Here is a 26,928-nt window from a genome sequence, read left to right as displayed (position 1 = left end):
TATTAATCAATCGTGATGATTGTGACTGATTATTCAGTAAATTTATGCTTCACGGCGCAAAAAACGCGCCGTGTCTGCATAATAATCAAACGGTTTTAACCGCGATTGACTCACCCTGCATGCGCTTACGCAGCGTACGTTTGGTACGGTCAATAACGTCACCCGCCAGCTGGCCACAGGCGGCATCAATATCATCACCACGGGTTTTACGCACGATAGTGGTGAAGCCATACTCCATCAGCACCTTGGAAAAACGATCGATACGGCTGTTCGAGCTGCGGCCATACGGCGCGCCCGGGAACGGGTTCCATGGGATCAGGTTGATCTTACATGGCGTATCTTTCAGCAGTTCAGCCAGCTCATGAGCATGCTCGGTGCCGTCGTTAACATGATCCAGCATCACGTATTCGATGGTCACGCGGCCCTGGTTAGCGTTGGATTTCTCCAGGTAGCGACGCACGCCGGCCAGGAAGGTTTCGATATTGTACTTTTTGTTGATCGGCACAATTTCGTCACGAATCGCATCGTTTGGCGCGTGAAGGGAGATGGCCAGCGCGACGTCAATCATGTCACCCAGCTTGTCCAGCGCGGGAACCACGCCTGAAGTAGAGAGCGTAACGCGGCGCTTGGACAGGCCAAAACCGAAATCGTCGAGCATGATTTCCATCGCCGGCACCACGTTGGTCAGGTTCAGCAGCGGTTCGCCCATCCCCATCATAACCACGTTGGTGATTGGACGCGTACCGGTCACTTTTGCCGCGCCCACGATTTTCGCGGCGCGCCATACCTGGCCGATAATTTCCGACACCCGCAGGTTACGGTTAAAGCCCTGCTGCGCCGTGGAGCAGAATTTGCACTCCAGCGCACAGCCCACCTGAGAAGAGACGCACAGCGTGGCGCGATCGTCTTCCGGGATATACACGGTTTCAACGCGCTGATCGCCAACCGCAATGGCCCATTTAATGGTGCCATCCGACGAGCGCTGCTCTTCCACTACTTCCGGCGCGCGGATTTCCGCGACTTCTTTGAGCTTATTGCGCAGAACCTTGTTGATGTCCGTCATATCATCAAAGTTGTCGCTGCAATAGTGGTACATCCATTTCATGACCTGGTCGGCACGAAACGGCTTCTCGCCCATCTCTTTAAAGAACTCGCGCATCTGCTGACGGTTCAGGTCCAGCAGGTTAATTTTTCCATTTTTATTGGGAACCGCAGGAATGGCGACTTCGGAGGTATTCACTAATTCAGACATAATGTTTTCCGGCCTCGTTGTTACACGTTGTGGCCCTTGGTGGGTTGAAAAGAAACGCCCCGGTAAGCGGTCTGCTCGTCCGGGGCGTTGCATTGTACAAAGTCTGGCGCAGGGATGCCACGTTTGCACGCGGCATTTACGAAATTATTAGCGAGTGCGAGGGCACACTTCGCCTTCTGCGAAGAAGAACGCGATTTCGCGTGCAGCAGATTCAACAGAGTCGGAACCATGGGTGCCGTTCTCGGTGAAGCTGTCAGCGTAGTCGGCGCGCAGAGTGCCTGCCAGCGCGTTGTCCGGGTTGGTTGCACCCAGCAGATCGCGGTGACGCTGTACCGCATTTTCGCCTTCCAGTACGGATACAACGATTGGGCCAGAAGTCATGAACTCAACCAGACCGTCAAAGAATGGGCGACCTTCGTGCTCGGCGTAGAAACCGCGAGCCTGTTCAACGGTCAGATGCAGCATTTTGGTGCCAACGATCTTAAACCCTGCTGATTCAAAGCGAGAGAAGATGCTGCCAATAACGTTTTTTGCCACCGCGTTTGGTTTGATGATGGAAAAAGTACGTTCAATAGCCATTGATAACCTCTGTAAAATGTTCTGTTGTTTTTGCATACCTGAGTATGGTGTGGCGCGGATTATAAAGAGCAATAGCGCCATTGCCTATGGTTATGCATAACATTTTTTTAAAATGAGACGAAGATTAGCAACAGGCCTGATTTCGCATCCCGTAATGATGATGAAAACAGAGCGGGCACTGCTTTTCATCAGGCGTAAATGACCAGAACTGGCGGTGGCACGACTGGCAAACCACCTCATATGCGGGCCTGGCAACGGTATTTGCGGATCCCTCTGCTTGCGTCACATTTATCGCCTCATGCTGGCAAACCGCTTCACATCCCCCGCAACCGGTGCAATGCCCGGACTCCACCTTCAGCACGGCGTTCTCAAAGCGAATCGCCTTTTCCTGGCAGCTTCGCCAGCATGCCCCACACAGCACGCACTTTCCGGCATCGAGCGTTATCTCTGCCTCGCTAAACGCGGGAAAAGCCCTTCGCAGCTCGCGCAGGCCGGGCATTACGCTACAGGATTGAACGGCCTCACGGGGAACGTGCATCAGCGCACGACGGGCGAGATTAACCTCGTTGTGCGGGATAAGCCTGAACGTCCACGCCGCCTCACCGCGTCGGCGAAGCGCAAGATTAAGCCGGGCAAGCGCCAGCAGCCATGCAGGGTAACGCTCTGCTTCAATACTGATAAAACGAACGCGGTATTGCGCGTGCCAGAGCAGCAGCTCATTCACGCCGGGCGCGCGCTCAGTAAACGGCCCGACAAGCATATCTCCACGCAAAAAGCGCTTTCGCGGCATGATGCCGGTAATGGCCCCGGCAGGACAGACAAACAGGCAGTCGCCGCATTCAATACAGCGGCTGTCATCAATCAGGACGCCCGCGTCCGTAACGAAGAACGCCTGCGCGGGACAAGCGTCCGCACAGGCGCGGCAGGAGGCGTGGCGAAAGCGGCGACGAACGCACGCGTGCGTCACGTCCATCGCCGGGATAAGCGTTAATCCGCCCATCAGCCAATACTGAAGAAAACGAAGCGCAGCATCAGTTCACCCACAATCAGCAACGCGCTTCCGAGCAGAACAGGGCCTCGCGCTGCCTTCAGACCGCCCGCGGCAAAGCACAGCATGCCGGCAACGGAAACGCACCAGCTCAGCAGATGCAGCGTGCGCAGCTGCTCCAGCATCCGTAACGGAGCGTGCGGGAACGTCACCACGGTGTTGTCCACGGCAGTAATGTCAGCCAGCCAGACGGGCTGCATCAGCAGACGCACAAGCACCAGCAGCGTAACGATCGCAACCGCCGCACGCAGGGTCGCCCGGGAAGGCGTTCCAGCGGCCATGCAGGCTGAGCCGATAATGCCCACCGAGCCGATAAACAGCACCAGCGTGTTTATGTGCTGCCAGGTCACCACGGACGCATGCATATAAATCTGCGCCATGCAGAAGACATCCACCAGCCCGACAAGACCCGCCACGGCCAGAAGCGGCTTCCAACCCGGCTTTTTTGCGAACATCAGCAGCGTCGCAAGACCAAGCGCCGCAAGATAAAGGCTGGCAAAGACAATCTCGCGGCTCAGCCAGGAGCTGGATACGTGGCGCAGCGCGTTAAGGGCATTCAGCGGATAACCCATGTGCAGCGCCGAGGCGAGCAGCCCCAGGCAGGCCAGCACGAACGCCCCGGCAGCAGGCAGCAGCGCGCTACGCGGCGAACCATGCGCGCCCCCGAACGCCAGCCAGAGCGTAACGCCTACCGAACCCTGAAGGAACAGCGTAAAAATCAACAGCGGTAACTCATGCATGACGTTTCCCCTCTTTCTCTGCGCCCTGATGTGCTTTGATCACCAGGTTCGGTTTTGTGATGGAGGAATCAGGCAAGCCCTTCACGTCACAGACCGCACCGTATTTCGCCCGAAGCTCATCAATCGGCCCGAATTTGATCGCTTCGAGGGGACAGGTTGCCACGCAGACAGGCTGTTCGCCTTTTGCCTGCAGATCCACGCAAAAATCGCATTTTGACATCTGCCCGGTCTGCTCGTTGAGCTGTGGCGCGCCATAGGGGCATGACCACGCACAGTATCCGCAGCCGACGCACTTGTCCGTATCGACACGCACGATGCCGTCGCCAGGACGCTTATGCATCGCGGTGGTCGGGCAGTTTTTGGTGCAGATGGGATCCGCGCAGTGGTTGCAGGAGACAGAAAGCGTGTAGGCAAAAACGTTATTGCTGACCCCGCCCTGGCCGGTCGGGATGAAATTCCCGCCGTTAACGTCGTACACGCGACGGAAACGACGCCCGACCTCAAGGTTGTTTTTATCTTTGCACGCCACCTGGCAGGCCTTGCAGCCCGAGCAGCGGGATGAGTCGATAAAGAACCCCAGCTGCTTGTCGCTCACCGGCGCGTAGTGTTTGAACTGACTCATGCTTTCGCTACCTCCACCAGCATGGTTTGATGGGAATTTCCTTTCGCAAGTGCGGTAATACGGGCTGAACTGAGCACGTTCGCGCAGCCGCCTTTATCAATGCCCCGCTCGTCCGGCTGCCACCAGGCGCCTGCCTGCATGGCAACAACGCCGGGAATAATGCGCGGCGTGACCTCCGCCGGGACCTCACAAATGCCGCGCGCGTTGTGAATGCGCACGGTGTCTCCCTGCGCAATACCGCGCTTTTGCGCATCCTGCGGGCTAATCCACAGCTTTTGCTGCTGGACTTCAATCAGCCACGGGTTGGCGTACTGGGTAGAGTTGGCGCGGTTTTTCCCTTTCCAGGTGATCAGCTGGAGCGGGAAGGTTTTCGCCAGCGCGTCTTCCGGGCCCTCATGGGCGGGAACGTAGTGCGACAGCGCCGGAATTTCCGGGTGATGCATGTCGTACAGGCGCTTCGAGAAGATCTCAATTTTTCCGGAAGGCGTCGGGAACGGATGATTTTGCGGATCGCGGATGTTGTCCTCAAAGGCAACGAACGGCGCGCTTTTGAAGAGATGCTGACGCGTTTTCTGTAGCGTCGCGAAGTCCGGCAGGTTTTCGTCCGGCATGGACAGCCGCGTCTGCTCCCAGATGTGTTCAATCCACGCTTTTTCGTCACGGCCTTCGCTGAATGCGGGTTCGACGCCAAGCTTAGCAGCGACTTCCCGCAGCCAGTCGTAATCTGAGCGGCGCTCAAACTCAGGTTCAATCAGCTTCTCAGACAGGATCAGATAGCTTGCCGTGCCCCAGGTTTCACCGATATTCCAGCGCTCCATAAAGCTGGTTTCCGGCAGGAGAAGATCGGCATATCTGGCGCTCGGCGTCATAAACAGATCGCTTGCGACGATAAATTCAATTTTTGACTCATCTTCCAGCACGCGGACCGCCTGATGAAGATCCGGGTTCTGGTTAGCCAGATAGTTGCCCGCCAGCGAGAACAGGATGCGGATATTGCTGTCGAGCTTATCCACATCCTTCAGGCCGACTTCTGCCGTTACTTGGGAAGCATCATCGGCGGCCTGCACCCAGTTCATTACCGATATTTTGGCTTTTACCGGGTTATCCGGCATCTCTGGACCTGCCGCAAATTTCCGGTTTGCGCAGCCGCCATAGCCAGCCGCCCAGCCGCCTTTCACCCCGACGTTGCCCGTCAGCGTTGCCAGTATCGTCGAGCCGCGCGCGGTGCGTTCGCCGCAGTTATGGCGCTGCGGCCCCCAGCCCTGGATCAGCGCGGCGGGCTTGGTGGTTGCGTAGTCGCGCGCCAGCTGACGAATGGTCTGCGCCGGCACGTGGGTGATTTTCTCTGCCCACTCAGGCGTTTTCGCCACGCCATCTTTTGCACCGCTAAGGTAAGCCATCAGGGATTCATTCGCCGGAACGCCCTCTGGCATGGCGTCTTCGTCAAAGCCCAGGGTATAGCGCTGAAGGAAATCGCGATCGTGCAGGTTCTCCGTGACGATCACGTACATCATGGCGTCCATCAGGGCGTTATCGGTTGCAGGAAGCAGCGGGATCCATTGATCGGCAAGGGAGGAAACCGTGTCCGAATAGCGCGGATCGACAACGATAAAGCGGGTGCCGTTTTGCTTCATCTTCTGGAAATAGTGGTTACTGTGGCCAAAGATCGTCTCTGTCGGGTTGTGCCCCCAGAGGATGACCAGCCTGGTGTCCTGCAGCGTGTCCAGCGAGCTGCCGCTGGCGGCAGTGCCATAGGTATACGGCGTTGCCGCCGCCGTGTTGCCCATGCTGACCGAGTGATAGCTTTCGAGATAACCGCCGGTTAGGTTAAGCAGGCGACGAACCATCTTATCGCCAGAAAACGTGCCGCCGGAAACTGCGGTGCCCACATGCACATAGCGCGAGGCGGGGCCGTATTTTTGCGTAATGGTTTTTAACCGATCCGCAATAAGCGTGGTGGCTTCATCCCAGGTAATACGCTCGAATTTTCCTTCGCCACGTTTACCTACGCGTTTCATGGGATATTTAAGCCGATCCGGGTGATAAACGAATTTCCGATAAGCGCGACCGCGAACGCAGGCGCGCATAACCGGCATCTGCGGATCAAGGGCATCATCCGGGCGGGTGGAAATTCGCGTGACAACGCCTTCACTAACGTGCGCACGAATATCACACTTGCCGCCGCAGTCAAACGTACTACAGGTTTGCACGACTTTCTCTTCAGGCGTGGCGCTGGTCTTTGCCGGGCCCTGGGCACGTGCTTTGCCGGTTGTGGCGACAAACGGCAGGGCGGCCAGCGCCGATCCTGCCTGAATAAAGTGACGTCGGGATAAGGCTGGAATAAGCCCCTCTCCCGGATTTTTATTTTTTTTCATTGCTCATTCCTTAAAATAAAAACGCATTCTCGTTTTTTTTCAGGAATGAATATTGATAATTATCAAGCTAACCCTTCAGGGGTAACGCTTAACGATCTAATTCAAAATTCACCGTCGCCGTTTGCCCTGTTTCATCCATTACAATTAATTGATAATTACCCGGCAAATATAATTGCAATGAATAATTCCTCTGCCGTCCCTCCAGCGGTTCACCGTTTAAAAACCACCAGCGCTGCCCTTCGCCACCGCTGGTTGAAACGAAGAGCGTCATATTTTTCTCGCCCGGAAGGCGCTTAATTACCGCTCCTTCTCTGACGCCTGATAACATCAGCGGTGCCGAATTATGATTATCCAGCGGCGGGCAAACCGTTGAACGGGCAGGAAGACGAGCGGCACGTCTTTCGGCAACGGGCAGCCAGGGCTCCAGCGGCAACGGCCAGACATCCAGCACTTTTTCTGTCGCATCCGGGCAATCCGCCGCAACGCGTTGACCGTCTTTATTCAGCCAGACCGGGAAACGGATCCCGCGAATTCCCTCCTGCTCCGGCAATAGCAGCGTAGGCGGTTCACTGCCCTCAAGCAGCCAGGTTGACAGACGACGCCGACAGTTTTCGCTCCCTTCCGGCAGCGACTGGCCGCCCGGCCAGCAAATCACACCCCGCCCCACGCTGGCAGGACGCGGATCGCGCGGCAGACGAGCCTCATCCACCGTCGAACGAGACTGAAGCAGGTTATTCACCTGATTCAGTAGCGGAACCGCGCTGGCGAAACCAAACTGCCCCGCGACGGGCGTGCCGTCCGGGCGTCCGGTCCAGATACCAATGACATACCGGGCGTTAAGCCCAATGGCCCAGGCATCCCGGTAGCCGTAGCTGGTGCCGGTTTTCCACGCCAGCGGCGCAACCTGCGGCAGCGCGCTGTCCGGCAGGGGCTGGGCTTCACCGGCGAGAATGCGACGAATAATCCACGCAGCGCCCTGCGACAACAGCGGACGTTCAACTAGCGGATCGCCCGGCTGTAAACGCAACCGACCGGCCTTACCCTGCCTTGCAAAAGCGCTATACGCGGCGGCTATATCAGCCAGACGTGCGCCTGCGCCCCCCAGAATCAGGGAGAGGTTGGGCTGCGCGCCCGCCGGGAGAATCAGCGGTAACCCCGCATTGCTCAGCATCCCGGCAAAACGTTTAGGGCCGTACGCCTCCAGCACCTGCACCGCAGGCAGATTGAGGGAGCGTACGAGGGCTTCACTCATGCTGACCGGCCCATGAAAGCCGCTGTCAAAGTTGCCGGGGCGATAATCCCCGGTTTTTCTTGGCACATCCTGAAGCAAGGAGGCGGGATGGATCAGCCCATCGTCCAGCGCCATGGCGTAGACGAAGGGCTTGAGAACCGATCCCGGGGATCGAATTGCATTGACCATATCCACGTGGCTAAAACGGCTGTCATCGTTGATATCCACCGAGCCGACCCAGCCGCGCACTTTCATATCCGTGTGATCTACCACGATCATTGCCAGCGAACTGCGGGCAGGCAGGCGAGACTTCCAGTTCATCGCCAGCTCTTCAAGCTGTCGCTGCAGCGTGGCATCAAGCGTGGTGGCTATTTTTGTCTCGCGGCTTTTACCGAGCATCATGCGCGAAAAGAGCGGTGCCAGCTGCGGCATCTGGCGGGGAGCCAGCCACACCGGTTCTTCCCGGGACTCTTTCACCTGCTTTTCTGACCAGACGCCCTGAGCCATCATGCGGTCGAGGACTTTGTTACGCGCCGCCTCCGCGCGTTCCGGCCAGCGGTCCGGGCGCAGGCGGCTTGGTGCCTGCGGCAGCACCGCCAGCAGCGCCGCGTCGGAATAGCTCAGCCGTGATGGCGGCTTTCCAAGGTAGGTCCAGCTTGCTGCCCCCACTCCCTGCAGGGTGCCGCCAAACGGGGCCCGGTTGAGATACAGCGTGAGAATTTCACGCTTGGAGAGATGCCACTCCAGCTGCATTGCCCGCCACAGCTGACGAATTTTTCCGCCAAAAGTGCGCGGGTGCGGATCCAGAAGGCGCGCCACCTGCATGGTAAGCGTGCTTCCGCCAGAAACGACTCTCCCGGAGGTAAGATCCTGCCAGGCAGCGCGCAGTACAGAGAGCGGATTGACGCCCGGGTGCTCCCAGAACCAGCGGTCTTCATACTGGATCAGGGCCTCGAGATAGCGCGGTGAAACCTCCTCAATGGTAACCGGATAACGCCAGATGCCCTCACTGTCGGCAAAACGCCACAGCGGTACGCCCTGCTCATCCACAACCACGCGCGAGGGGTTAACCTCTTTCAGAGGCAGCGGCCACAGGCGGTCGGCAGCGACAATCAGCGCCACTGAAACGAAAAGCGCTCCCGCCAGCCATAGCCAGCGGGAGCGTAACAGTCGTTCTGGCAGCATCTTAAGGAACAACAATCAGCGGGCCACTGGCCGCCCCTGTTGCCCGCCACTGCGGAACGTACATGGATTCCACCATCGGAACCGGCACCTGGTAGGTTCCCGGCGTGACGGCTCGGGCCAGGTAGACCAGCGTAACCGGCTGACCTGCATTGACCGGCACAGCGGCCACAAAGCGATCGTCGCGGAATTCCATATGCTGGATATCAGACTGCTGCATCTGATTCAGCAGATTCTGCACTTCGCTGCCGCTGTCCTGGAGGCTGGCGCTGCTGCTCGCCAGATTCTGGTTTTCAAGTTCCAGACCTGCCGGGAGCAGATCCACCACCAGCGCATCCGGCACGTTCTGGCTGGCCTTCACTTCAAGCCACACCAGCACCAGCTCACCACTCTTCAGGGAAGAGAGTGACTTGCTGCTGCCGTCTGTCGCCAGAACGTGGCGTTCAATCTGCAATACGTTAGAGGATCGCTGAGGCGCATACTCCGGATACCCCGTACTGTCCAGACGAACCCACAGCGGCGTAGTGCCGGTATTGGTAACCTGCAGCGCGCTAAGCTGGGCGCCGTTCAGGTTTTCTACCCGCGGTTTGTCACTACTTTGTGCCTGCTCAGAGAGGCTCGTGGTCGCCTGCCATGCTCCGGAGAGCGTTTGCAGCGAACGTCCGGCCATGAACAGGGCGTTGCTTTCCTGGGTTGAGAGCCAGCGCTGGCTAAAGGCTTCCTGCGACAAGGCGTTCAGCAGCGTATTTTGCGCATCCGGCAGCAGCTTGTACTCTTCCAGAAGGGAGAGCATCAGGGCATTATCGCGAAGCTGGCTACCGTAATCCGCCATCCAGCTTCGGCCGTCAGTACGCGGCGTTTTGATAGCCAGATCCAGCGCCTGCTGGCTGCGCGGCGCATCCCCCATCAGCTTCAGCGCCATCCCCAGCTGCATCAGCGGCAGCCCGGAAGCAGCCTGAGCGTGGCGCTCCCAGACTTCACGCAGCGCGCCGAGCGGCGCTTTTTGCTGACGCGCCAGAACCAGCGAGGCATAAGCCTGTACGGCAAACTTACTGGCCTGAGCGTTGTCGCTATAGCGGACAGACATCATGCCCGGATCCTGTAAGTAACGCAGCAGGCGGTTATTCGCCTTATTTACCGCATCGGCAGGAACGCTATAGCCCTGTTCCCCTGCGCGCACGAGGAAGTCAGTAACGTACGCGGTCAGCCAGTACTCTTCCGGACCGTTTTTATCCCAGAGCGCAAACCCCCCGTCGTCACGCTGCATTTGCAGCAGGCGGGAGATACCGAGATCGATAGCCGCACGGCGCTTGTCGTCAGTATCACCCTTAATGCCGAGAGCCTTGAGCTGCGCGGAATTGGTGTATAGCGACGGGAAGAGGCCGCTGGTGGTTTGCTCCAGACACCCGTACGGATAAGCCTGCAGCTCACGGATGTAGCGCGCCAGGTTCAGTGGCGCTTTTCCGCTGAGCAGCAACTGCCCCTGTAGCGTCGCAGGAGAGAAACCGGCAATGTGCTGCGCTGGGGCAGTCCAGGATTCGCCAGGGTTGAGCATCGTGCCCGTATTCACCGTTTGCGCCGGGAATGCGGGGCGCACGCCAATTTTCCAGCTCTTCTGCTGGGGAATATACGTCTCGCCCGGAAGCTGTAGTCCGGCAATCTGAGCGGTAATTTCGCCATCACCGTATCCTTCCAGCGCCCGCACCGGAATAAATAGGGTGCTGCGTGCGCCAGGCGGCAGCTGAACCGGCGCTGGCTGAGCGCCTTCCAGCGACAGCTTGCCGGTTGAGGTTAGCGTGACGTTCAGCGTTTGCGGCCGATCGGTGAGGTTAGTCAGGTCCAGCGTCAGGCGGGAGGTGTCACCGCTTGCCAGGAAACGCGGCGTGTTAAGTTCGGTAATGACCGGCGCGGCTACAACGATCTTGCTCTCGCTGCTGCCGAAATCGTCTTCCGTCCACGCCTGCGCCATCAGACGCAGCTCGCCGTTAAAATCTCCAATCGGCAACGTAACGGTGCCTTCACCGTTAGCATCCAGCGTAACCGGCTGCGCCTGCTGGGCAATAATAGTGACGTGATTAACCGGTGGCTTACCGCCACGCTTCAGCTCATCGCCGTCACCGCCGAAGCGCAGTGCGGCCATGCGCCCCTGGCCTTCAATGACCTGGCCGTAGATATCATAAATATCCGCGCCATAACGCTTCTGACCGAAGAAGGCTTCCCACGGATCCGGCGTAACGTAGTCGGTAATGTTCAGCACGCCGCTATCAACAGCCGAAACCAGCACGTTCACCTTCTGTGGTACCGCGCCCTCCTTCACGCTGGCTTTCACTTTCACAGAAAGCGTCTGGTTAGGACGCATTTTCTGCGGATTATCAAGCGTAATGTTCAGGCGGCGATTTTCGTCACCCATTGGCAGATGCAGCAGCCCGACCGCGCGCTTTGGTGTGGCGGATTTGGATTTATCGCCGGGACGTACCACCAGCGTGCTGAGGTAGAGATCGTGGCGCTTCCAGGCCTTATCCACCGGAATGGAGAGATCCAGACCGTTTGCCGGGACGTCGATCTCTTTCCACCACAGCGGCCCTTCGCTGGATTCAATCATGGCATAGCCTTTGCCCGCAGCCGGTGCGGCAATATGCAGGTTGATGGTATCGCCAGGCTGATAAGCTGGCTTATCAAGCTTCATCGTCACGCGATCAGGGCGCGCCGCCCCCGTGCCGTCGCTGTTATCCTGCCAGCTGTAGCCTGCCCAGAAGCGCACGCTGCTGACCATGTCATCAGGCGCTTTCACTTCCAGACGGTATGAGCCCCACTCCACCGGGAAAGTGACTTTGCCGGTTTCATCAGCCTTGAGGTTAAGTTCCTGCTCGCCCTCAACAAGATCTTTCTGGTCAAACTGCGACTGCCAGCCCTCACTCTCTGACCAGTTCCAGAAATAGTCCCGGCGCTCGCGGATCAGGCGCACCTGCAAACCGGACACCGCTTTTTTCGCCCCGCCGACATCGGCATAAACGATGTCAAAGCTGGCGTTGCCGTTTTCATCGACAATCGGCTGGTTGACGGTGGTATCGGTACGGTAATCGTAAACGGCCTTACTGGCGAACTCAGGACGAATCCCCGGTAGCGTGGCCGCCGGCCAGATAGCCTGCTCGGCGCGACGCGTCACCGGGCGGCCGCCCGACTCAAGCAGGCTAGCCTGCAAAATCAGCTGCAGCGGCGAGTGCACCTCTTTCCACTGGCTTTCAGTGGTCACCTGTCCGCGCCCCTGCTCATCAAGCGTAAGCTGCACTTCATCCAGGCTACGGCTCAGGTTCTCTTCCGCAATATCACCGAACTGGAAGCCCGGCAGCGCAGTCACCGCCTCACGCAGCGGGCGCAGGAAAAGCTGGCCTTGCAGAGCGTTGCCGTTAGCCGGTGCGCCATACAGGTAATAACCCACTACGTTAAAGTCCACGTCATCCCGTGGAGAAACCGGTGTTTTTTGCCCCGTCAGATTCAGCGCCATGCGTTCAGGCATGAAATCTTCAACGTGGAAATCCCACATGCGCTGCTGGTTGTCTCCCGTATTCGCGCGAACATGCCACATGCCTGTCTGCGCGCCGCTATCAAGCGGGTAGTTGAAGCGGTAAAGACCGTTCTCGGGCTGCACAACAACCGTGCGCGCCACCTGACCGTCCGGGCGCAATACGTCAAGCTTCACAGGCTGATCGGGAAGCGGTTTTCCGTCGCTGTCGCGCAGCAGGCCGTTGAGGAGCACCGTTTCACCCGGACGATAGAGATCGCGCGGGCCAAACATAAAGAATTGTTTGCTATAACCCGGCTTGCCGGCGATATCAAACTCCGCCAGGTCGAGCGCCGGAAGTTTGAGATCGAGCAGCGTGGTCTGCCCGTCTTTGCTGGCGAGGATCAGCGCGGCTTCTTTATCCGTCTCCAGCTTCGCATGACCGTCCGCGTCGCTGTTCGCCTCGGCCAGGGTCTGGCCTTTATCGTTCAGAAGGGTAAGGGTAACGCCTGACTGCGCCGCACCGTTTTCCAGGCTCTGGGTGAAGATGTCCAGGCGGTTATGATAGCGGTGAGCGGAGAGCCCAATGTCACTTAAGGTGAAAAGCGTCGCGGCATTGCTGTAGTTGTAGTGCCCGGCCTGATTCATGACGGCTATATAAACGCCCGACTGCTGGAGCGGCTTAATATCCTTCAGCGGCAGCAGCAGTTTCTCGCGGGTGTTGCGCGCCGGGTTGAGGTCAAAGCGGCCGGTATAGACCAGTTCCGCCATCTTCAGCAGCGTGTCGGACTCCCAGTTGGTCAGTGAGTTACGGTACTCCCACTGGCTGACAAACGAGGCCAGCGACTCCGGCTTAATGCGGTAGAAGTTCACGTCCACGCTGTTAACGTTAAGCGCCATCACCGGCAGTCCTTCCACCACGCTGCCCGGCAGCAGCGAACCGCGGCTGGCAAATCCGACCGTCGGTTCAACATCCCGGGTGGTGATGGCTTTTTCATAATCAATGCCAAACGTCGCGCTGTTCAGCGCCTCAAGACCACGTTCGACGGTGACGACCAGGTTACGATTTGGCTCCAGGTGGCGCAGGCGCAGCTCTTTCAGATTGGGCGCCAGCTCCCAGGCGCCGTCCACCTTGCCGCTTTTCTTATCCACCACGTGCACGGTTTTGGCGAAGTCCTGATCCGGCTTAAGCGGCACCGAAAAGGTCAGCACCAGCGTCGCAGCGCCGTCTAGCTGTACCTCTGAGGCATCCAGCAGCGTCAGCGCCTTACCCTGGCTCTGTGCAGCCAGCGCAGCCAGCGTTTTCGGGTCCGGTTTTTCCGGTGCTTTCTTTTCTGAAGCGGTTGACGCTGCGGGCGCAGCAGCCTGTGTTTTGTCGTCGCTGTTATCGCAGCCGACAAGCGTAAACGTGGTGAGCAGCGCGAGAGAGATCGCGGCTAAGCGAAACGGTTTCATCCTTAGTCCCTGGCCTGTGAGGCCTGTTGGTCGTCGTCCGGATAAGTATTATCCGCAAGTTTCGTTAATACAAAAAGTCCAATTTAGTATTGTGGAAAGCGCCTCGCAGAATGACATCACCCTGCCATACGGTGTTGGAACCACGATCACAGCCCTTAACGTAACATGTTACCTTTCACGTCATTTGTTTTTAAAACAAGAAGATAGCTGGATAAGATCCTTCCGGGCCTGCTAGTTTTATGACCATGACGCACGCCGAGTGCGCGGTTCAATAAGAGAGAAAGCCATGAAACGAGCCGTGAACGCCCTACAAAATTTCGGTAAATCACTTTACGGACCGGTACTTATCTTACCTATCGTCGGTCTGTTTATCGCCTTTGGCAACGTGCTGGGCAACGGTAATCTGGCCGAGTACCTGCCGTTTCTCGGCCATCCGCTGATCCAGAATGTTGGCCAGCTGATCGCCAAATCTGCCGTGTCGGTGCTGGTTAACCTGGCGCTGGTGTTTGCCGTCGGGATCCCCATTGGCCTGGCCACGCGGGACAAAGGCTACGCGGCGCTGATTGGGCTGGTGACCTTTGTGGTGTTTATCAACGCCATGAACGTGACGCTACAGCTTCACGGTGAACTGGCTCCAGCTGACCAGATGAAAGCCGCGGGTCAAAGCATGGTGCTTGGCGTTCAGGTACTGGAGATGGGCGTGTTCGCCGGGATCCTGACCGGGGCGCTCTCCGGTTATCTGTACAACAAATACTCCGGCGTGCAGTTTAACGGCGCGATGGCGATCTATTCCGGCCACTGCTTTGTTGCCATTGTGATGCTGCCCGTCTCAATGCTGCTCGGCGTGGTGATGAGCGAGCTGTGGCCGTACGCTCAGCACGGCATTAGCGCGCTGGCGCTGGCGATCAAAGGCTCCGGTCCGTTCGGCGTGGCGATCTACGGCTTCCTTGAGCGCATCCTGGTGCCGACGGGCCTGCATCATCTGGTCTACACCCCGTTCCTCTATACCGAACTGGGCGGTACGCAGGAGGTGTGCGGCACGGTTTACCAGGGCGCGCGCAACATTTACTTCGCCGAGATGGCCTGCCCGGACGTGAAGCAATTGAGCAGCACGGTCGTGTGGGACGCGCGCGGCATCAGCAAAATGTTCGGCCTGCCTGCCGCCGCGCTGGCGATGTACATGACCGCAAAGCCGGAGCGTAAAGCCATTGCGAAAGCCATTCTGATCCCGGCGGCGCTAACCTCGCTGCTGGTGGGCGTCACCGAGCCGATTGAGTTCTCCTTCCTGTTTGTCGCCCCGCTGCTGTTCGTGGTGCATGCGGTGCTGACCGGCATCGGCATGATGCTGTTCTCCCTGTTCGGCGTTCACGCCATCGGTGCCAACGGGGTTATCGACTTCATTCTCTACAACCTGCCGCTGGGCACGGAGAAGTCCAACTGGCCGATGTACATCGTGGTCGGACTGATTATGTTCGCCCTTTACTTCGTGGTGTTCCGCTTCCTGATCCTGCGCTTCAGCATGAAAACGCCGGGCCGTGAAGATGAGGAGCAGGAGACGCGCCTTTACAGCAAGCAGGAGTACCAGGCGAAGGGGAATAATGACGGGCTGGGCGAATCCATCGTGGTAGGCCTGGGCGGCCGGGAAAATATTGAAGTCGTTGATAACTGCTACACCCGCTTACGCGTCACGGTGAAGGACGTCGCCATCATCGACGAACCGCGCCTGAAAGCGACCGGCGCGAAAGGGGTTATCAAACAAGGCAACAACGTTCAGGTGGTCTACGGGCTGCATGTCAAAAAAATGCGAGAAGCCGTTGAGACGTTTCTCTGAAAGGAGCTAAAGATGTTTACACTCCCATTCATTCTGTCCATTGCCGGCGGCGGCAGCACCTATACGCCGGGTATTGTGAAAAGCCTGATGGTGCGCCTGCAGGATTTCCCGCTGGCGGAGATTCGCCTTTATGATATCGACGAGGCGCGTCAGGACACTATTGCGCCGGTGGTGGAAAAGGTTATTCGCGACCACAGCCAGAGCATCAAATTCACCGTCACCAGCGACCCGGAAGTGGCCTTCAGCGGCGCGCATTTTGTGTTTGCCCAGATGCGCGTTGGTCAGTACAGGATGCGGGAGCAGGATGAGAAGATCCCGCTGCGTCACGGCGTGGTTGGCCAGGAAACCTGCGGCCCCGGCGGGCTGGCGTACGGGCTGCGTACGATCCTGCCGATGGTGGAGCTTATCGATCTGGTGGATCGCTACGCGCATGAGAAAGCGTGGATCGTTAACTACTCCAACCCGGCGGCTATCGTCGCTGAAGGCGTACGTCGTCTGCGCCCGAATGCGCGCGTGCTGAACATCTGCGATATGCCGGTTGCCGCGATGCGTAATATGGGCGCCATTCTGGGCGTGGATCGCCGCAAGCTGGAGGTGGACTACTTTGGTCTGAATCACTTCGGCTGGTTTACCCGCGTGCTGGTGGACGGCGTAGACAGGCTGCCGGAGCTGCGTAAGCATATCGCGAAGTTTGGCCTGCTGACGGAAGATGCCGCCAAAACGGATCCGCAGCATTCTGATCCGTCGTGGGTGAAAACCTGGCGCAACATCAAGCCGATTATGGATAACTTCCCGGAGTACCTGCCGAACCCGTATTTGCAGTACTACCTGATGCCGAACCAGATTGTGGAACATCAGGATCCGGAGTACACCCGCGCTAACGAAGTGATGAACGGGCGTGAGAAAAAACTTTTCGCCGCCGCGGAAGAGTACAAGCGCACCGGGATTTTACCGGATGCCTTCCACGTAGGCGTCCACGGTGAGTTTATCGTCGATGTCGCCTGCTCGCTGGCCTTTAACCTGCGGAGCCGCCATCTGGTAATGGTGGAAAACCGCGGCGCGATAACCAATCTGCCGTACGACGCGGTAGTGGAAGTGCCCGCCTATATCACCTCCGAAGGACCGGAGCCCGTCCGCGTGGGCCAGGTGCCGCTGTTCCATCAGACCCTCCTGCAACAGCAGCTCGCGTCTGAACAGCTGCTGGTGGAGGCAACCATCGAAGGCAGCTATGAGAAAGCGCTGCAGGCGTTCACCCTGAACCGTACCGTGCCGACCATGGCGCACGCGAAAGCGATTCTGGATGACATGATTGAAGCCAACCGCGACTACTGGCCTGCGCTGCAAAAAGCCTGGCAGGACGGCGAAACGGTGAAAAAATAGGGGCTTGCTCGCGAGTTGAACGCGGTTTGCTTGTCGGTGTCAGAAAAAACACCGACAATCCTTTTTTACGGAAAAGAATGGAGGCAACCCATGTCCACCTCATATTTTGTCGCCGCCGACTGGCTGATTGAGCACGGCGACGATCCGGAAGTCCAGATTATTGACGCGCGCATGGCTCCTCCGGGCCAGGAGCATCGTGACGTTCCCGGTGAATACCGTGCCGGACATCTGCCCGGCGCGGTATTTTTTGATATCGAAGCCCTTTCCGATCACACCTCTCACCTGCCGCACATGTTGCCACGCCCGGAAGCGTTTTCCGTCGCGATGCGCGAACTTGGCGTCAGCAAAGATAAACACCTTGTTGTTTACGATGAAGGTAACCTCTTCTCGGCACCGCGCGCGTGGTGGATGCTGAAAACTTTCGGCGTGGAAAACGTTTCGATTCTGGCAGGCGGCCTTGCGGGCTGGAAGCGCGATGCGCTGCCGCTCCAGCAGGGTGACGTGACGCTGCCGGAAGGCGATTTCGACGCGACGTTTGACGCGCAGGTGGTGAAGCGACTGACTGACGTTCTGGTTGTTAGCCACGAAAGAACAGCGCAAATCGTCGACGCCCGCCCTGCGCCACGTTTTAACGCCGAAACGGATGAACCGCGTCCGGGCCTGAAGCGTGGACATATTCCGGGCGCGCTGAACGTGCCGTGGGGCGATCTGGTGTTCGAGGGGGAGCTGAAAACCACCGACGAGCTAAAGGCAATTTTTGACCGTGCGGGTGTTGATTTGCATCGTCCGATCATCGCCAGCTGCGGTTCCGGCGTGACGGCCTGCGTGGCGATCCTTGCGCTGGCGACTCTGGGCGTGAATGACGTCACGCTGTACGACGGCGCCTGGAGCGAATGGGGTGCGCGAGACGATCTGCCGGTTGAACCGGCGAAATAATGGATAACCGCCTGGCCACGCTGTTAACGCGCGGGGCGTCCCTGACCCGCGCGGAGTATCGCGTTCTCGCCCACCTCACGGAGCATCCGCTGCTGGTGGGCAACATCACGGTGCGCGAGCTGGCGCAGGCGACGTTTGTCTCCACCGCGACCATTATGCGGCTGTGCCAGAAGCTGGGATTCAGCGGCTTCAGCGAGTTTATCTGGCACTGCAAGCAGCTGCTTACAGACACGCCGCATATCGCCGTGCAGCCCGAGCAGCATGCAGAATTACCGGCGCTTTTTAATCAGTTTATTGCCAACTATCAGCAAACCTTTCAGTGGGTTACGCAGAAGAAACGCCAGCAGTTTTCCAGCCTGCTGCGCCAGAAAGAGAGCTTTTTTCTCTACGGCGCCGGGTTTTCCTATCTTTTTGCCGAGCACCTGACCAAGAAACTGCAGGTGCTGGGTAAAACGGCGTTTATCTCCGGGCCGGGGGACAGCCGGAATATTTTCCTCAGCAACGCCGCACGCTATCAGGTATTTATTGCCGTCTCCCGCAGCGGTGAAACGGAGCAGGTGCTGGATAAGGCGCGGATCGCCAAAAACGTGGGTATGACGGTCGTCGCCTTTACCCGTGCCTCCGCCAATACGCTGGCGGGCATGGCGGATCTGCATTTCGCGCTGTATGACGAGGCGGTACACTTCGCTGCCGAAGCCGCAGGCGTGACGTCGTTTGAGTCGAATCTGGTCCTGCTGATGGATTTACTGCTGCTGGAAGCAACGGGGTGAAACTCACCCCGCTGTAATCAGATAATGCGGTTGGTTTTGAGATCGCGCAGGAAGCCCCCCCCCAGCGACGCTCGTAGAACGGGGTAATGTGCTCGGTAATAAAGTGGCTGATGCCCTTCTCACCTTTCTTGACCTGACAGATATCAATGGGCTCATCGCCCGGCAGCGTGTCGGTAGCAACGCTTCCCGCCGCCTGAATGATGTCGTCGATATCCCCGTCCGCTTCAATACCAATCAGCAGCACCGGCTGTTCGTCAGCCTGCTCTTTGATGGAGCAGAGAAACGCGCGCTTTACGGGCTTGATGGTTTTAAACAGCGTGGTGAGGGAGTCAATCATCTGCGCGGGCGGTTCGGCCACTTCAGAGAGCAGCAGCGTTTCGCCCCCTTCCAGCACCTCCTGGGTGCTGAGCGGGTTACCCTCTTCGCCAATCAGATGGCTGATTTCGCGCGGGGTGAACTCTTTTCCTGTCGGCAGCTTCGCGTTAAGGAACAGCGTCTGCCCCAGCGTCATTTCGAACAGCGTGCGCACCGGCATCACCACGAACGCCTGTTCCTCTTCGACCGCTTCCTGTAACGCTTCCAGCGAGGTAAAGAACGGGATCACCGAAGTGCCGTCGTCTTTCTCCCAGTGGAGCAGATCCAGCGCGCTGTCTTCGACAACCTGCTCACCTTCCGCCGCCGTGCCCGGCACCCAGACGGTGGATTCCAGCAGCGTGCGGAAAAATGCCGGACGGTGGGCGGGCTCGGTAGCCGCCTGCTCCAGCAGAGTTTCTAATTCATTTTTGGTTTCGGACATAACAGTTCCAGATAATGCATTTTCCCCTCACCCTAACCCTCTCCCCAAAGGGGAGAGGGAATTTGAACACCCTCTCCCCTTTGGGGAGAGGGCCGGGGTGAGGGGCCAATAATTACTCAGCCGTCAGCAGGTTCGCCACGGTACGCACGCCCAGACCGGTCGCGCCCGCGGACCACTGCTCAACCGCCGCCTTACGGTACGTTGCGGAGCAGTCAATGTGCAGCCAGCCTTCCTGATAGTTCTCGACGAAGTGGGACAGGAAGCCTGCTGCGGTGCTTGCCCCCGCCGGGTACGCCGCGCTTGCGGTGTTGTTCAGCTCGGCAAAGTTAGACGGCAGCTGGCTGCGGTGGAACTCGGCCAGCGGCAGGCGCCAGAACGGCTCGTTTTCCGCCGCGGCGCTTGCCAGCAGGCGCGCGGCCAGCCTGTCGTCGAAGCTGAACAGCGCGTGATAGTCGTTTCCCAGGGCGGTTTTCGCCGCACCGGTCAGGGTTGCCATGTCGATAATGAGCTCCGGCTTCTGGGCTGACGCGTCGATCAGGCCATCGGCCAGCACCAGGCGGCCTTCTGCGTCGGTGTTCATCACTTCGACGTTTTTACCGTTGCGGTAGCGAATGATGTCGCCCAGCTTGAAGGCGTTACCGCTTACCATGTTGTCTGCGCAGCACAGGTACAGCTTCACGCGCTTTTTCAGACCGCGGGTGATGGCGAACGCCAGCGCGCCGGTAATGGTCGCCGCGCCGCCCATATCTGACTTCATGGAGTCCATGAACGCGCTCTGCTTCAGGCTGTAGCCGCCGGTGTCGAAGGTGATGCCTTTACCGACCAGGCAGGCAAATACCGGAGCGGCTTTATCGCCGGTTGGGTTGTAGTCCAGCGCCAGCAGCACAGGAGGACGCTCAGAACCGCGGCCCACGGTGTGGATGCCCATATAGTTCTGCTCGCGCAGATCTTCACCTCTGGTGATGCGGTAGGACATGCTGTCCCCCGCCACGCCGGACAGCAGGTCAACGGCGCGCTGCGCCAGCTGCTCCGGGCCTAACTCTTCCGCCGGGGCGTTGATGGTATCGCGTACCCAGTCGATGATTTGCAGGCGGCTTTCAAGCTCTTTCTGCCCGGCTTCGTCGAGGCTGGCCCACTCAACTTTGCGGGCCCCTTTCGGGCCTTTGTAACCGGCCCAGAACGCCCAGCTGCGGTCGGTGTCCCAGCCTTCACCTTCCAGAGACACATGCTTAATGCCCAGGCCGTCAATTTTACGCGCGGCGCGCTGGATCAGCCCTAAATCATCTTTGCCGGTAAGGTGCAGGGTAATACCGTCGTTATTGATGCTCCAGGTGGCTTTCTCGCCCCAGCGCGCGTCGGCTGGCTGCGTGGTGAGCGTAATCTTCATCGCTTCGGTCATTTTATTTATCCTTATTAGCAAACGGGCCGCCAGAAGGCAGCCCGTTAAGTGATTTACTCTGCTTCATCTAACCAGACTAACAGAATCGCCTCCAGAATTTTTTCATTGGATGCGTTTGGATCGTCGTCAAAATCTTCCAGATCGCAGATCCACTGATGCATATCGGTGAATCGCACGGTCTTCGGATCGAGATCCGGGTTCGCGTCGTACAGCGCTTCGCCGATCTCGCGGCTGTCGGTCCACTTCAGTCCCATATCAATGCTCGCGTGCGTGGTTGATAGTATAGCGTGGGAACTCCACGACCAGATCTTCATCGGTCACCGCGGCCTGGCAGCTTAAGCGGCTGTCCGGCTCCAGGCCCCATGCTTTATCCAGCATGTCGTCTTCGTCTTCGGTACTCTCGGCGAGCGAGTCGAAACCTTCACGCACGATGCAGTGGCACGTTGTGCAGGCACAGGATTTTTCACAGGCGTGTTCCACTTCGATACCGTTACGCAGGGCAACGTCGAGAATGGTTTCACCGGTCTTCGCTTCCAGAACAGCGCCATCCGGACAGAGGTCCGCATGAGGCAAAATAACAATCTTTGGCATATTAAACCTCGTCCACGGACTGGCCTTTCAGCGCGACGCGGACAGATTTGTCCATGCGGCGAGCAGCGAAGTCCTGGGTTTGTTTATCAACGTTTTTAATGGCTTCTTCTATTGCGTCAGCATCATTGCCTTCTGCTACTGCGCTTAAGCGCGCGGCAGCCTCGTCAATCACCTGGCGCTCGGCGGCGCTTAACAGCGCGGCATCGGCAGCGAGCGCGCCGTTCAGGCTTTCCAGCACGCGTGCGGCTTCAACTTTTTGTTCGGCCAGCATACGCGCCTTCACATCCTGCTCGGCGTAGCTCATTGAGTCCTGAATCATGGAGGCGATTTCGCCATCGGTCAGGCCGTAGGACGGCTTCACCTGAATGGACGATTCGACGCCGGTGGATTTTTCCATCGCCGTCACGCTCAGCAGACCGTCCGCATCCACCTGGAAGGTGACGCGAATATGCGCCCCGCCCGCGGGCAGCGCCGGAATGCCGCGCAGCGCAAAGCGCGCCAGGGAGCGGCAGTCCTGCACCAGTTCGCGTTCGCCCTGCATCACGTGAATGGACATCGCGGTCTGGCCGTCTTTGAAGGTGGTGAACTCCTGCGCGCGCGCCACCGGAATGGTCGTGTTGCGCGGGATAACCTTCTCCACCAGGCCGCCCATGGTTTCTAAACCAAGCGACAGCGGGATGACGTCCAGCAGCAGCATTTCGCTGTCCGGCTTGTTGCCCACCAGAATATCGGCCTGGATGGCCGCGCCAACGGCAACGACTTTATCCGGGTCGATGGAGGTCAGCGGCGTGCGGCCAAAGAATTCGCCCACGCGTTCGCGCACCAGCGGCACGCGCGTTGAGCCACCCACCATGACCACTTCCAGCACCTCGCTGGCTTCAACGCCCGCATCCTTCAATGCGCGACGGCAGGCCATCAGCGTGCGTTTCACCAGCGGGGCAATAAGTTCATCGAACCGGGCGCGGGTGATGTCACCCTGCCAGCCCGCGACGTTAATGCTGACGGACTGCGCATCGCTCAGCGCGATTTTTGCCTCAACGGCAGCGTCCAGCAGCTCACGCTGTACGCGCGCATCGCTGCGATCGCTGATGCCCGCCTGCTCGCGGATGTAATCGGCCAGCAGATGGTCGAAGTCATCGCCGCCCAGCGCGGAGTCCCCGCCGGTCGCCAGCACTTCGAACACGCCGCGGCTCAGGCGCAGAATGGAGATATCAAAGGTGCCGCCGCCGAGGTCGTAGACTGCAATTACCCCTTCCTGACCGGAGTCGAGGCCGTAGGCAATCGCCGCCGCCGTCGGTTCGTTCAGCAGGCGCAGCACGTGCAGGCCCGCCAGACGCGCGGCGTCTTTGGTGCCCTGACGCTGTGCGTCGTCAAAATAGGCCGGAACGGTGATCACAACCCCGTCCAGATCGGCGCCGAGCGTCGCCGTAGCGCGCGCCGCCAGCGCCTTGAGGATGTCCGCGGAAACGCGAATCGGGTTCAGCAGACCGGCAGCCGTGGCAATCATCGGCAGGCCGTTTTCACTGGCCTGCAGCTGATACGGCAGGTGCGGGTAGCGGGTCTGGATATCGGCCAGCGAGCGGCCCATCATGCGCTTAACAGAGCTGATGGTGTTCGCCGGATCGCGAGAGGCGTTAGCGCGGGCATCAAACCCAACCGCGTGACCCTGCTGCTGGTAGTGGACCACGGAAGGCAGCAGATGGCGGCCCTGCTCGTCAGCCAGCGTTTCCGCCTGGCCGCTGCGCACGGTCGCCACGAGGGAATTGGTGGTGCCAAGATCGATACCTACCGCCAGACGACGCTGGTGCGGTGCGGCACTTAAACCGGGCTCACTAATTTGTAATAAGGCCATAATTGCTTCCGAAATTAAAAATCGAGCAGCTTTTCTTCGAGTTGTTCAGCACTGCTTCGCAGTTTATCGAGAAAACGGAGTTTGCGCACAGTGTCTGCCGCCACGTCCCAGGTCTCGTTGTTCAGTTGCTCCACCATCTGCTGATGGCGGGTATCAAACATGCCCTTCACGCGCGCGATGAAGCTTTCCAGACGCGCCTCGTCTTTGGCCTGTTCAATCTCATCCAGCTCTTCGCGAAGCTCCAGCTGTTCCATCAGAAACGCGGTATCGCGCACGGTATGCTGTTCGCTCGCCAGATCAAAACCGTGGAGTGAGAGCAGATATTCGGCACGCGCCAGCGGATGGCGCAGCGTCTGCCAGGCCTGGTTGATGGTCGCGGAGTGCGACACCGCGGCCAGCTGCTCTGCCTGCGTCCCGCTGGCGAATTTATCCGGATGGTACTGACGCTGCAGATCCTGAAAACGGACCGTCAGCGCCTGCAGATCGATCGGGTATTGAGCGGGTAGTCCGAAGAGAGTGAAGTAATCCATAACAATCTCAGGGGTAGCCTGTTAGAACAAACCCCACGCGCAGCAAAGCCACGGTGGGGTTTCGGATGACGCGCGGTTAAACGTGGAAGCTTTCGCCGCAACCACACTCGTCTTTAACGTTCGGGTTCGTGAATTTGAACCCTTCGTTCAGGCCTTCCTTTACGAAGTCCAGCTGAGTGCCGTTGAGGAATTGCAGGCTTTTGCCATCGACCACCACCTTCACGCCCTTGTCTTCAAACACGGTGTCATCAGACGCCGGCTCGTCAACAAACTCCAGTACGTAAGCCATACCAGAACAGCCGGAGGTACGTACGCCCAGTCGCAGGCCAAAGCCTTTACCACGGTTCGCCAGAAAAGAGCTTACTCGCGCGGCAGCGCTGTCGCTAAGGGTAATCGACATACTCAAACCTCAATTATTTTGCTTCACGTTTGCTTTTGTAATCCGCAATGGCGGCTTTGATCGCGTCTTCTGCCAGGATAGAACAGTGAATTTTCACCGGCGGCAGTTCGAGTTCTTCAGCAATATCCGTGTTCTTGATTGCCTGTGCTTCGTCCAGAGACTTGCCCTTCACCCATTCGGTGACCAGGGAGCTGGAGGCGATAGCGGAACCGCAGCCGTAGGTCTTGAAGCGCGCGTCTTCAATGATACCTTCATTGTTGACTTTAATCTGCAACTTCATCACGTCGCCACACGCCGGTGCGCCAACCATACCGCTACCGACAGATTCGTCTCTGTTGTCAAAAGAGCCAACGTTGCGCGGGTTCTCGTAATGATCGATAACTTTTTCGCTGTATGCCATGATTGAATTCTCCTTATGTACCGATTAGTGATGTGACCATTCAATGCTGTTCAGATCCACGCCCTGCTTGAACATTTCCCACAGCGGAGAAAGGTCGCGCAGACGGCCGATGGAGTTACGAACCAGCTTGATGGTGTAGTCAATCTCTTCTTCGGTAGTGAAACGACCTAAAGAGAAACGGATGGAGCTGTGTGCCAGCTCGTCAGTCATACCCAGCGCGCGCAGCACGTAGGATGGCTCCAGGCTTGCGGACGTACAGGCAGAACCGGAAGAAACGGCCAAGTCCTTCAGCGCCATGATCAGCGATTCGCCTTCAACATAGTTGAAGCTGACGTTGAGAATGTTTGGTGCGCCCTGCTCGAGATCGCCGTTCAGATAGACTTCTTCCATATCCTTCACGCCGTCCCACAGACGGTTACGCAGCGTGCGCAGGCGTGCCATCTCGGTTTCCATCTCTTCTTTCGCAATGCGATACGCTTCGCCCATGCCCACGATCTGGTGAACAGGCAGCGTACCGGAACGCATGCCGCGCTCGTGACCGCCGCCGTGCATCTGTGCTTCGATGCGGATACGCGGCTTACGACGAACGTACAGCGCGCCGATGCCTTTCGGGCCATAGATTTTGTGGCCGGAGAAGGACATGAGATCCACCTTCAGCTGGCTCAGGTCGATTGGCAGTTTGCCCACGCTCTGAGTCGCGTCCACGTGGTAGATGATACCGCGGGCGCGGCACATTTCGCCGACGGTCGCAATGTCCTGTACCACGCCGATTTCGTTGTTAACGTGCATGATGGAAACCAGAATGGTGTCATCACGCATCGCCGCTTCGAGTTCTTTCAGGTCAATAATACCGTTGCTCTGTGGCGCCAGGTAAGTCACTTCGAACCCTTCACGCTCCAGCTGACGGCAGGTGTCCAGCACGGCTTTGTGTTCGGTTTTGCTGGTGATGATGTGCTTGCCTTTTTTCTGATAAAAGTTGGCTGCACCTTTAATCGCCAGGTTGTCGGATTCGGTCGCACCGGAGGTGAAAACAATTTCACGCGGGTCGGCGCCTACCAGGTCAGCAATCTGATTACGGGCGATATCAACCGCCTCTTCAGCATGCCAGCCAAAACGGTGTGAACGGGAAGCTGGGTTACCAAAGTTTCCGTCCAGGGTCAGACACTGCATCATTTTCTCGGCAACACGCGGGTCCACCGGCGTGGTTGCGGAGTAGTCGAGATAAATCGGTAATTTCATTGCTCTATAAACTCCGTACATCGCTTCAATGCAAGGAATCAGGCAACCGGCTGGATGTACGACCGAGTACGCGGGGTGTGACCACCCCGGCCTGATTCAGAATACTTATCTTTTTAGTTACGCGCGCAGCTTAACGTCGATGGCGTCCTGCGAGCGGGTGCTGCGTTGTGAATCCTGACTGTGCTGACGACCAGAGACGTCCAGAACTTCCTGATTATTTACCAGCTCACCCAGAGTGATGTTGTTCAGGAAGCCGGTCAGACGGTCGCTCAGATCGCGCCACAGCGCGTGGGTCAGGCATTTATCGCCGCCCTGGCAGCCGCCTTTACCCTGGCAACGGGTCGCGTCAACGGATTCGTCAACCGCGCTAATGACTTCGCCAACCGCAATACTGCCCGCGTCTTTACCCAGCAGATAACCGCCGCCCGGGCCACGAACGCTGGACACCAGTCCATTTTTACGCAGTCTGGAGAACAGCTGTTCCAGGTAAGAGAGGGAGATCCCCTGTCGTTCAGAAATATCAGCCAACGGAACCGGGCCCGCTTCGGAGTTGAGCGCAACGTCCAGCATCGCGGTCACGGCATAACGCCCTTTAGATGTCAGTCTCATGTCTTACTTAACCTCAAACTCGCCCCTGCCCGGGGTTTTTTATTGTAAAATGGGGGTATTGCATAGCAGGGCCAAGTCTGACATTCCTGACTAAATTGGTCAACTATTTACTTGACTGTTTTAGTCAGGTATTTAACCTTCTGTGCCTTCATAACAAAGGTGCGGCCTGATGCCCTCACCCCGGCCCTCTCCCATAGGGAGAGAGAGAA

Annotated in this window: 21 protein-coding genes and 1 pseudogene; 4 read left to right on the top strand and 18 right to left on the bottom strand. The window is 58.2% G+C overall.

Going from position 1 to position 26,928, the window contains the following annotated elements:
* Nucleotides 1-85: 85 nt before the first annotated feature.
* The 8 genes from HWQ14_RS11205 to HWQ14_RS11170 form a co-directional block, all read right to left on the bottom strand.
* Nucleotides 86-1,252, bottom strand: coding sequence for a bifunctional tRNA (adenosine(37)-C2)-methyltransferase TrmG/ribosomal RNA large subunit methyltransferase RlmN (locus HWQ14_RS11205; RefSeq protein WP_003860623.1), 1,167 nt, complete (start codon nucleotides 1,250-1,252; stop codon nucleotides 86-88).
* 147 nt (nucleotides 1,253-1,399) lie between these two features.
* On the bottom strand, nucleotides 1,400-1,831 hold the full coding sequence (gene ndk, locus HWQ14_RS11200) for a nucleoside-diphosphate kinase (RefSeq protein WP_045326029.1): 432 nt from the start codon (nucleotides 1,829-1,831) through the stop codon (nucleotides 1,400-1,402).
* Nucleotides 1,832-1,955: 124 nt separating this feature from the next.
* Nucleotides 1,956-2,831, bottom strand: coding sequence for a 4Fe-4S binding protein (locus HWQ14_RS11195; protein WP_176609753.1), 876 nt, complete (start codon nucleotides 2,829-2,831; stop codon nucleotides 1,956-1,958).
* On the bottom strand, nucleotides 2,831-3,619 hold the full coding sequence (locus HWQ14_RS11190; RefSeq protein WP_176609752.1) for a dimethyl sulfoxide reductase anchor subunit family protein: 789 nt from the start codon (nucleotides 3,617-3,619) through the stop codon (nucleotides 2,831-2,833). The genes HWQ14_RS11195 and HWQ14_RS11190 overlap by 1 nt, the downstream gene beginning before the upstream one ends.
* A complete protein-coding gene (locus HWQ14_RS11185; protein WP_176609751.1) occupies nucleotides 3,612-4,241 on the bottom strand; it encodes a DMSO/selenate family reductase complex B subunit in 630 nt (209 codons plus the stop codon). Before HWQ14_RS11185 ends, HWQ14_RS11190 begins: the two co-directional genes overlap by 8 nt.
* A complete protein-coding gene (locus tag HWQ14_RS11180) occupies nucleotides 4,238-6,616 on the bottom strand; it encodes a DMSO/selenate family reductase complex A subunit (RefSeq protein WP_176609750.1) in 2,379 nt (792 codons plus the stop codon). Before HWQ14_RS11180 ends, HWQ14_RS11185 begins: the two co-directional genes overlap by 4 nt.
* A gap of 88 nt (nucleotides 6,617-6,704) precedes the next feature.
* Nucleotides 6,705-9,032, bottom strand: a complete 2,328-nt coding sequence (gene pbpC, locus HWQ14_RS11175) for a peptidoglycan glycosyltransferase PbpC (RefSeq protein ID WP_176609749.1) — start codon at nucleotides 9,030-9,032, stop codon at nucleotides 6,705-6,707.
* Between the two features lies 1 nt (nucleotide 9,033).
* The gene (locus tag HWQ14_RS11170; RefSeq protein WP_176609748.1) at nucleotides 9,034-13,986 is read right to left on the bottom strand and encodes an alpha-2-macroglobulin family protein; all 4,953 of its coding nucleotides are present in this window, start codon (nucleotides 13,984-13,986) and stop codon (nucleotides 9,034-9,036) included.
* A 286-nt stretch (nucleotides 13,987-14,272) separates the two neighbouring features.
* Here HWQ14_RS11170 and HWQ14_RS11165 point away from each other — a divergent pair, with 286 nt between their 5' ends.
* The 4 genes from HWQ14_RS11165 (at nucleotide 14,273) to HWQ14_RS11150 (ending at nucleotide 18,903) form a co-directional block, all read left to right on the top strand.
* Entirely contained in the window at nucleotides 14,273-15,817 is a 1,545-nt protein-coding gene (locus HWQ14_RS11165) for a PTS transporter subunit EIIC (RefSeq protein ID WP_176609747.1), read from the top strand.
* A 12-nt stretch (nucleotides 15,818-15,829) separates the two neighbouring features.
* Nucleotides 15,830-17,197 (top strand): 6-phospho-alpha-glucosidase, encoded by a 1,368-nt coding sequence (locus HWQ14_RS11160; protein WP_176609746.1) that lies wholly within the window; start codon nucleotides 15,830-15,832, stop codon nucleotides 17,195-17,197.
* 90 nt (nucleotides 17,198-17,287) lie between these two features.
* Entirely contained in the window at nucleotides 17,288-18,133 is an 846-nt protein-coding gene (sseA, locus tag HWQ14_RS11155; protein WP_176609745.1) for a 3-mercaptopyruvate sulfurtransferase, read from the top strand.
* Entirely contained in the window at nucleotides 18,133-18,903 is a 771-nt protein-coding gene (locus tag HWQ14_RS11150) for a MurR/RpiR family transcriptional regulator (RefSeq protein WP_176609744.1), read from the top strand. The genes sseA and HWQ14_RS11150 overlap by 1 nt, the downstream gene beginning before the upstream one ends.
* Before the next feature lie 17 nt (nucleotides 18,904-18,920).
* On the opposite strand, the pseudogene sseB reads toward HWQ14_RS11150, so the two are convergent.
* The 10 genes and pseudogenes from sseB to iscR form a co-directional block, all read right to left on the bottom strand.
* Nucleotides 18,921-19,699 (bottom strand): annotated as a pseudogene (gene sseB, locus HWQ14_RS11145) (enhanced serine sensitivity protein SseB).
* A 112-nt stretch (nucleotides 19,700-19,811) separates the two neighbouring features.
* Nucleotides 19,812-21,098, bottom strand: coding sequence for an aminopeptidase PepB (pepB, locus tag HWQ14_RS11140; protein ID WP_176609743.1), 1,287 nt, complete (start codon nucleotides 21,096-21,098; stop codon nucleotides 19,812-19,814).
* A 53-nt stretch (nucleotides 21,099-21,151) separates the two neighbouring features.
* On the bottom strand, nucleotides 21,152-21,352 hold the full coding sequence (gene iscX / locus HWQ14_RS11135; protein ID WP_003860650.1) for a Fe-S cluster assembly protein IscX: 201 nt from the start codon (nucleotides 21,350-21,352) through the stop codon (nucleotides 21,152-21,154).
* Between the two features lies 1 nt (nucleotide 21,353).
* Nucleotides 21,354-21,689, bottom strand: a complete 336-nt coding sequence (gene fdx / locus HWQ14_RS11130) for an ISC system 2Fe-2S type ferredoxin (protein WP_061709977.1) — start codon at nucleotides 21,687-21,689, stop codon at nucleotides 21,354-21,356.
* 1 nt (nucleotide 21,690) lies between these two features.
* Complete coding sequence (hscA, locus tag HWQ14_RS11125) at nucleotides 21,691-23,541, bottom strand: Fe-S protein assembly chaperone HscA (protein WP_176609742.1); 1,851 nt, start codon at nucleotides 23,539-23,541, stop codon at nucleotides 21,691-21,693.
* A gap of 14 nt (nucleotides 23,542-23,555) precedes the next feature.
* Complete coding sequence (hscB, locus tag HWQ14_RS11120; protein ID WP_148420650.1) at nucleotides 23,556-24,071, bottom strand: co-chaperone HscB; 516 nt, start codon at nucleotides 24,069-24,071, stop codon at nucleotides 23,556-23,558.
* Nucleotides 24,072-24,147: 76 nt separating this feature from the next.
* Entirely contained in the window at nucleotides 24,148-24,471 is a 324-nt protein-coding gene (gene iscA / locus HWQ14_RS11115; protein ID WP_003860659.1) for an iron-sulfur cluster assembly protein IscA, read from the bottom strand.
* 13 nt (nucleotides 24,472-24,484) lie between these two features.
* Nucleotides 24,485-24,871 carry a Fe-S cluster assembly scaffold IscU gene (iscU, locus tag HWQ14_RS11110; RefSeq protein WP_176609741.1) on the bottom strand — a complete coding sequence of 129 codons (387 nt, stop codon included), beginning with the start codon at nucleotides 24,869-24,871 and terminating at the stop codon, nucleotides 24,485-24,487.
* 24 nt (nucleotides 24,872-24,895) lie between these two features.
* Nucleotides 24,896-26,110 (bottom strand): cysteine desulfurase, encoded by a 1,215-nt coding sequence (gene iscS / locus HWQ14_RS11105; protein ID WP_176609740.1) that lies wholly within the window; start codon nucleotides 26,108-26,110, stop codon nucleotides 24,896-24,898.
* Nucleotides 26,111-26,227: 117 nt separating this feature from the next.
* On the bottom strand, nucleotides 26,228-26,719 hold the full coding sequence (gene iscR, locus HWQ14_RS11100; RefSeq protein ID WP_022649018.1) for a Fe-S cluster assembly transcriptional regulator IscR: 492 nt from the start codon (nucleotides 26,717-26,719) through the stop codon (nucleotides 26,228-26,230).
* Between the last annotated feature and the right edge of the window lie 209 nt (nucleotides 26,720-26,928).

Source organism: Enterobacter cloacae, assembly GCF_013375935.1.
Classification (GTDB): Bacteria; Pseudomonadota; Gammaproteobacteria; order Enterobacterales; family Enterobacteriaceae; genus Enterobacter; species Enterobacter pasteurii.
The sequence above is the reverse complement of the archived record's forward strand: the minus strand, read 5'-3'. Positions and strand labels throughout refer to the sequence as shown.